This is a genomic window from Lentzea sp. NPDC060358, assembly GCF_042725365.1.
GTDB lineage: Bacteria > Actinomycetota > Actinomycetes > Mycobacteriales > Pseudonocardiaceae > Lentzea.
In genome coordinates this window covers 1-7686 of sequence record NZ_JBHXCW010000311.1, presented here as the reverse complement: position 1 = coordinate 7686, position 7686 = coordinate 1, and the positions used below count along the sequence as shown (strand labels likewise).

Annotated in this window: 4 protein-coding genes and 1 pseudogene; 4 read left to right on the top strand and 1 reads right to left on the bottom strand. The window is 73.4% G+C overall.

Annotation, left to right across the window (positions count from 1 at the left end):
- The first annotated feature begins 55 nt into the window (after positions 1–55).
- A complete protein-coding gene (locus ACFWGZ_RS37320) occupies positions 56–2947 on the top strand; it encodes a hypothetical protein (RefSeq protein ID WP_382456308.1) in 2892 nt (963 codons plus the stop codon).
- Here the strand turns inward: ACFWGZ_RS37320 and ACFWGZ_RS37315 are convergent.
- Entirely contained in the window at positions 2937–3419 is a 483-nt protein-coding gene (locus tag ACFWGZ_RS37315; RefSeq protein ID WP_382456307.1) for a calcium-binding protein, read from the bottom strand. The genes ACFWGZ_RS37320 and ACFWGZ_RS37315 overlap by 11 nt on opposite strands.
- A 134-nt stretch (positions 3420–3553) precedes the next feature.
- Here ACFWGZ_RS37315 and ACFWGZ_RS37310 point away from each other — a divergent pair, with 134 nt between their 5' ends.
- From ACFWGZ_RS37310 to ACFWGZ_RS37300, 3 genes and pseudogenes are all read left to right on the top strand, one after another.
- A complete protein-coding gene (locus ACFWGZ_RS37310; protein ID WP_382456306.1) occupies positions 3554–5500 on the top strand; it encodes a phosphocholine-specific phospholipase C in 1947 nt (648 codons plus the stop codon).
- A gap of 10 nt (positions 5501–5510) precedes the next feature.
- Positions 5511–6716, top strand: a complete 1206-nt coding sequence (locus ACFWGZ_RS37305; RefSeq protein ID WP_382456305.1) for a hypothetical protein — start codon at positions 5511–5513, stop codon at positions 6714–6716.
- Between the two features lie 29 nt (positions 6717–6745).
- Positions 6746–7686: pseudogene (locus ACFWGZ_RS37300) on the top strand (hypothetical protein); the annotation flags it as partial.

Here is a 7686-nt window from a genome sequence, read left to right as displayed (position 1 = left end):
CCCGAGGGGCGGGCCGTGTGGCGTATTTTCCGGCCGGCGGTCGCCTCCGCAGTGCGTGGGGGACTCCAACACGGCCGGCTTGCGCGCGGTGCCGCGTCCGCTCGACGTCGAGCTGCCGCGCCTGCGGCTCGTCGACCGGCTGAGGTCGCGGTGGTGCCGGCCCGTCACCCTGGTCACGGCCGGGGCCGGGTTCGGCAAGACGACGGCGGTGGCGCAGGCCGTGCGCGCCAACCTCGCGGAGCCGCGCGGGGTCGACGTCTGGGTGACCTGCGGGCCCGGCTGCGAGGACGCCGGCCGGTTGGCGCGGTCGATCCTGGACGCGCTCGGCGACCCGGACGGCGAGCCCTCCGCCGGGCAGGTGCTCCGGGCGTTGCGCGGGAGGTCGCCGCTCGACGTCTGCCTGGTGCTCGACGACGTCCACGAGGTCCCGGACGGCTCGCCCGGCGCCGAACTTCTCGGCGCGCTGGTGCGGTGGTTGCCCGGGACCGCGCACCTCGTGCTGTCCGGCCGGTGCGTGCCCGCCCTTCCGCTCGCCCGCAGGGAAGCGGCGGGGGACGTGGCGGCGATCGGCACGGCCGACCTCGCGTTCACCGACGCCGAGACGGCCGCGCTCGCCCGGTGGTTCGGGCGCGAGCTCGCCGAGGACCTGCACGGGTGGCCCGCCCTCGTCCGGCTGTCGCTGACCGCGGGACCTTCCGCGTCGTGGCGCTACGCCGCCGAGGAGGTGCTGCACGGGCTGGCGGAGCCGGCTCGGCGTGCGCTGGCCGCGCTGGTCGTGCTCAGGTCCGCCACCGAGGCCGAGGTCGCTGCGGTGGCGGGCACGGCGGTGGATCTGGCGCGTGTGATCGCGAAAGTGCCGTTGGTCAACAGGCTCGACGACGGTCGGTATCGCGCACACGACCTGTGGGCCGGCCTCGTGCCCACGGATCACCTGCGAGCCAAGGCAGTCGAGGTTCTGGTGGCGCGGGGGGAACTGGCCGGTGCCGGGCGGATCGCTTGTCGTGGCAACGACTGGCCGCTGCTCGGGCGGCTGGCGGTGGAGCTCGTGCGGACCACGCTGTCGGTGTTGCCGTGCGCCACCGCCGAGCAGTGGCTGGAGGCGGTGCCCCAGCACCTGTTCGACGAACCGGCCTTCCTGTTGCTCCGGGCCGCGGTCGTGCACGCCCACGACTTCGGCGACCCGGCCGTCGACGGCCTGGCCGACCGCGCCTGCGCCGGGATGCTCGCCGCGGGGGACCACGACGGGGCCGCGGTGGCGCTCGGGCAGGCGGTGATCACCGCGCACTCCCGGGGTGATCTGGGCAGGCTCGCCGAGGTGGCGCGGAGGGCGCAGCGGGTCGAGGCTCACTCGCCGGTGCTGAGGTTGTTGCGGCACAGCGCCGCCGCGGTCGTCGCGGAGCTCGCGGGTGACCCGGAGGAGGCGCTGGTCCACCTCGCGCAGGCGCCCACCGCCGAGGTGCCCAGGGCGCTGGCCGTGTCCACGATCCGGTTCCACGTGCACTGCCTGTCGATGTGCGGGCGCGGGCAGGACGCGGCCGAGCTCGCCGAACGCGGGCTGGACGACGACCTCGCCCTGCGCCACGCCGCCGCGGCACGGTGGTTCGACGGCGAAGCTGTCGAGTTCAACGGGGACGATCCGGACGGCACAGCGCGTGGGGAGTTCGTAGCGCGTGCGCTGCACACCGTCATCGCCGCGTCCTTCGGTGAGACGACGATGGAACTTCCCGGGGAGCAGGACAATCCACGCGATGCCGTGCTGGCGTGTGCGTCGCACGCGGCGGTTGCCGTCGCACGGGGCGAGGAGGACCTCGCCCGTGATCTCTACAAGCAGCACCTCGCCCGGTGGCCGGTGGAGGTCAAGGTCACCGAACGGCACCTGCGCAGGTTCCTCACGCTCGGGTACGTGCTCAGCGACGAGCTGCGGGAACGGTGGGACGGCACGGACCTGGGACCGTCGCACCGCCGGGCGCGGGAGGCCGGACGCGCTCTTCTGCGTGCCAGGCGGGGCGATCCGGGTGCCGGCCTGCCGGAGCAGCACGCCCTGTGCTTCCTCCCGCTGCCGTGGTCGGTGGAGCTCGCCGTCCGGTACGCCGCGGCGGGCAGGACGAGGCTCGGGACCTGGCTCGCCGACCGGGTCGGGCCCGCGGTGCACCGGCGGTTGCGGGAGCTGGCCCGCGATCCGGGACTCGCCGCCGGTGCCGCGAAGCTCCTCACCACCGTGCCCGCGCCACCGGACCACCGGATCGGCATCGAGGTCCTCGGACCCGTGCGGGTGACCAGGAACGGCGTCCCGGCCGACGCGCCGGAGCTGCGCCGCGCACGCGTCCGGCAGCTGCTCGGGTTGCTGGTGCTGCGGCCGGTGCTGAGCCGGGAGCAGGCCGTGGACCTGCTGTGGCCGGACCTGGACCCGGCCAGTGCCGCGCGGAACCTGCGGGTGACCACGACGCACCTGCGGCGGCTGCTGGAGCCCGGCCGGGCGGGCGGCGAGGCGAGCTACTGCGTGCGCAGCGACGGCCGCACGATCCGGCTGGTGCGGGGCGGGCTGCTGACCGCGGACCTGTGGTCGTTCGACGAGCTGAGCGACGCGGGCCGGCTCGGCCAGGCGGTCGCACTGTGGCGGGGCGAACCGCTCGCGGACCTGGCCGGCGTGTGCGAGGCCGAGGTCGGCCGGGTGCGCGCGCGGCACGTGGAGAACCTGCTGTCGCTGGGGGAGTCGCGGCTCGTCACCGGTGCTCCCGCCGAGGCGGGCCGGCTGGCCGAACGGGCGCTCGAGCTGGAGCCGTTCGACCCGCGCGGGCACCGCCTCGCGCTCGCCGCGGCACTGCGCGCACGGAGCCCGCGGAGAACCGCGGAGGTCCGTGCGCGCGTGCTGGAGTCGTTGCGCGAGCTCGGGGTCGCGCCCGACGCGGCGACCCGGATCCTGTTGCGGCAGGCCGCTAGCAGCTGACCGGCAGCTCGGTGGACGGCGGGCAGAAGTCGAGCCCGCCCTGGCCGTCGCCCGCGTCCCAGCCCGCGTCGCCGGACAGCAGGTCCATGCCGAGCCCGCCCCGCAGCTCGTCGTCACCGGGCTCGCCGTAGACGGTGTCGTGGTGCGGCCCGCCCTGGACCTCGTCCTCGCCCCGGCCGGCGCAGACGAGGTCGTTGCCGGGACCGGCGTCGATCACGTCGTCGTCGGCCAGCCCGATGATGATGTCGTCGCCGCCCAGGCCGAAGATGGTGTCGGGTCCGGGGCTGCCGAGGATGACGTCCGCGTTCACCGTCCCGACGATCATGCCCGCCCCGACGATCGTGGGGACGGCGTTGTAGCAGTCCGCCGGAGTGGGTCTGTTCGCGAACTCCGGCGGGACGTCGTCCGCTTGGGCGACACCGGCCGTGCACAGCCCGATGGCGAGAGCCGCAGCAGCGATGCGCAATCTCATGGTGGTTTCCCCTCGTCCGTGTTCCTGCCTACGGACCGAAGAGTGATGACAGGGCGTTGCCCGAACGCTAACCAGAGCCGTTGTTCATACGAGGGTTGGTTCCGCGACACGTCGTGGGACTACAAACTCGGTACATGTCGCTCTCTCGTCGTGGGTTCATGGCCGCGGTTGCCGCCGCTGGTGCGGGCACCCTGCTGCCGCCGTCGGTCTACGCCGCGCTGGCTCGCGAACCCCGTGCGGGAGGGTTGCGTGCGATCAAGCACGTCGTGCTGTTGATGCAGGAGAACCGTTCGTTCGACCACTACTACGGCACACTCCGCGGTGTGCGGGGGTTCTCCGACCGCAACGCACTGAGGGGTGTGTTCAACCAGTCCGGCGTGTTGCCGTTCCCGGTGCGTGAGGCGGCGTCGGGGCGGGACATCCAGTACATCGGCGACCTCGACCACAGCTGGAACGGCGGCCACTCGGCGTTGCGCGGCGGCTGGAACGACAACTGGGTGCCGGCGAAGACCGCGGCGACCATGGCGTTCTACACGCGCCAGGACCTCCCGTTCCACCACGAGCTCGCGGACACCTTCACGCTGTGCGACGCCTACCACTGCTCGGTGCCGTCGTCGACCTCGCCGAACCGCAACTACTGGGTGTCCGGCCACACGGGGTTCGAGCCGTCCGGCGGGCGGGCGACCGGCAACGCGGCCTACGACGAGGACCACCACGCCGGGTACACGTGGAGCACCTACCCGGAACGCCTCGAGGCGGCGGGCCGGTCGTGGCGGGTCTACCAGGAGTGGGACAACTTCCAGGACAACAACCTGGAGTTCTACCTGCGGTTCAAGCAGATCGCGCGCAAGGTGCTCCCGGCGGGGTTCTCCTCGCTCGACAGGCTGTACGCCACCGGCGACCCGGCGCTGATCGGCTCGCTCGACCTGTCGGCGCTGTCCGCGGCCGAGAGGTCGCTGTACTCGCGCGGACTGCACCGCGTGCGGCCCGGCGGGCTGGGGGAGGAGTTCCGGGCCGACGTGGCGAGCGGGCGCCTTCCCGCCGTCTCGTACCTGGTGCCGTCCTCGGTGGACTCCGAGCACCCCGGAGCGTCGTCGCCCGCCGCGTCCGCCTCGATCACCTACCAGGTGCTGGACGCGCTGGCGTCGAACCAGGAGGTGTGGGAGTCCACGGTCCTGTTCATCACCTACGACGAGAACGACGGCTTCTTCGACCACGTGCCGCCGCCGCGCCCGCCGTTGTCCGTCACCGACGAGTACGTGGGCGACCGGCCGTTGGGGCTGGGTGCGCGCGTGCCGATGACCGTCGTCTCGCCGTGGTCCGTCGGCGGTTACGTGTGCTCGCAAGTGTTCGACCACACGTCGATGACGCAGTTCCTCGAGAAGTGGACCGGAGTGCGGTCGGAAGAGATCTCTTCGTGGCGCAGGACCGTTGCGGGAGACCTGACTTCGGCGTTCGACTTCGACCGGCGCCGGACGTGGCCCGAGGTCGGCGAACCCGCCGCCGTGCCGCCCGCAACCCCGCGCTGGCGCCCCGCGCCGCCGTCGTCGCAGAAGATGCCGGAGCAGGAGGCCGGACGCCGCCGTGCGCGTGCGTTGCCTTATCAGCCCGATGCGTCCCTGCGCGGTTCTCGGCTGGAGATGTCGAACTCCGGTGCGTCGTCGGTCCACCTCGCCTTGTACCCGTACTCGGGACAATTCGCTGTGCCGCAGCACTTCGACGTCGCATCGGAGGCGTCCCTTGACGTCGTGGGTGACCATGACCTCGTGTTGCTGGGGCCCAACGGTTTCCGGCGCGAGTTCGCCGGAACGTCCTCGGACCGTGCGCGCGTCTCGTCGTCGGTGCGCGGATACAGCCGTGTAGTGACTCTGACGTTCGAGAACTCCGGAACGACACGGCTGACGTTCGTGCTGGGACGGCGCAAGTACGTCGTGCGTCCGGGGCACCGGCACGTGATCCCGTGGCTGACCGCCCTGAACTCCGGCTGGTACGACCTCACCGTCACCGTCGAGGAGGAGCCCGCGTTCCGCCGCCGGCTGTGCGGTCACGTCGAGAACGGCCGCGAGTCGATCTCCGGCTAACGTCTCGGCCGTGGAGATCACGGGGGACGAGATCCGGCGGCGGATGATCGATCACGAATCGTTGGACCCGGGAGGCCTGAAGATCGTCGGCGCGACGATCACCGGCCGGCTCGACCTGTCCGACGTGGTGGCGAAGCGGCCACTGGTGCTGGTGGACTGCAAGGCCGACGAGCCCGTGGTGCTCAGCCGCGCGCAGTTCACCCTGCTGGACCTGAGCGGCCTGGTCGCGCCGTCGCTGGAGGCCCGCGGCCTGGCCGTCGACCACCACCTGCGGCTCAGCGGCGCCCGCCTGACCGCGGCGGAGTCGATCGACGCGCTGCACCTGCGCATCGGCGGCAGCGCGTACCTGGACGAGGGCTTCCACGCGTCGGGGACCGTGACGCTGAGCGGCTCGCAGATCGCCGGCGTGCTGATGTGCGGCGGCGGGCGCTTCGAGGACGGCGTCTTCCTGGTGGACCTGCGCGTCGGCGACGGCATCTTCCTCAACCAGGGTTGCGAGATCTCGGGCGGCGGCGTGCACGCATCGGTGCGATTGCGCGGCACGCGCGTGGACGGGCAGCTGCTGATGCGGGGGAGCCGCGTGCGTTCCCCCGGCGTCGCGCTCGATCTGCGGCACGTGCGCGTGGGCAAGGAGATCTTCCTGCCGTTCCACGGCATCGAGGGCGACGCGCAACTCGAAGGCCTCACCTACGAGGGCCTGCCGCGAGACGCCACTGTGGACGAATGGCTGAGCTTCCTGGCCACCCGCACGCTGCGCTACTCGGCGCAGCCGTGGACCCAGCTCGCCACCGCCCACCAGGCCGCCGGCCACGAACGCGACGTGCGCCGCATCCGCGTCGCCCAGCAACGCGACCTGCGCCTGCGCGGGCAGCTCTCCCGGTGGGGCCGCCTGTGGCACCTCGTCCGCGGCATGACCGTCGGCCACGGCTACCGCCCCGGCCTCGCCCTGGTGTGGCTCGCCGGGGTGCTCGCGGTGTCGGTCGGCGTGGTGCTGCTCTCCGGAGCCGTGCGCTGCTCGGTCGTCGAACAGGTCGGCTACGCCCTCAACGTGGCGACACCGCTGGTCAAGGTGGACGTGGCCCGCTGCACCGTCGACGCCGCCTCGGACGCGGGCCGCCTGGTCCTCGCCTCGACCTGGGCGCTGCAGGTGCTGGCCTGGGCGTTCGCGACCCTGTTCGTGGCGGGCTTCACCGGTTTGGTGAGGCGCAACGCGTGACTGTCGGGGCTGTCTGATACACCAGGGGCATGAGCGCGAAGACCGGAGCGAGGAAAGGGGAGCGAGTCCCCGCGGAGTCGCTGCCGGTCGCCCGGATCGTGGTGGACGTGCCGCTGGCCCACCTCGACCGGCCGTTCGACTACCAGGTTCCGTCCGAACTGGACGAAGCCGCCGTCCCCGGCTGCCGCGTGCGCGTGCGGTTCGCGGGCCAGCTGGTCGACGGCTACCTGCTGGAGCGCGCCGAGAGCTCCAAGTACGGCAAGAAACTGGCCTTCATCGAGAAGGTCGTCTCGCCGGAACCGGTGCTGGCGCCGGAGATCGCGGCACTGGCCCGCGCAATCGCCGACCGGTACGCGGGCGGCATGATCGACGTGCTGCGCCTGGCCGTCCCGCCGCGCCACGCCAGGGCGGAGGCCGCGCCGTCGGGCGACCCGGCACCGCTGCCGCAGGTGCCGGCCTGGGTGGGGACGCCGTCCGGGGCCGCGGATCCGGCAGCGGTGGCCGGTACCGGTTTTGACGCGGGCACCGGCGCCGCTGACGATTCCGCCACGTCCGCCACCGATGTCGTCGTGGCTGCCGCCGGTCCCGCTGCCGCCGCCGATCGAGCTGCAGCCGATCAAGCCGCCGCAGACTCAGGCGCCGCGGACTCCGCGGACCCGGCCGCCGCGGACCCGGCCACCGCCTCCGGCGACCAGGCTTCCGCCGCCTCCGGTGCAGCCGCCGCCTCCGGTGCAGCAACCGCCCCCGGTTCAGCCGACGCCCCCAGTGCAGCCGCCCCCGGCGCCGTCGAGTCGCCCGCCGCCGTTGCCGTCCCGGGGTCGTCCTCCTCGGCCGGCCTAGCCGCCTCTGCCGCCACCTCCTCCGCCACCGACCCCACCCCCGCCTCCCCCGCCGCCCCCCCCGCCGCCGAACCCCCCCCCGCCGGCCCCCCCCCCACCCCCCCCCCCCCCCCCCCCCCCCCCCCCCCCGC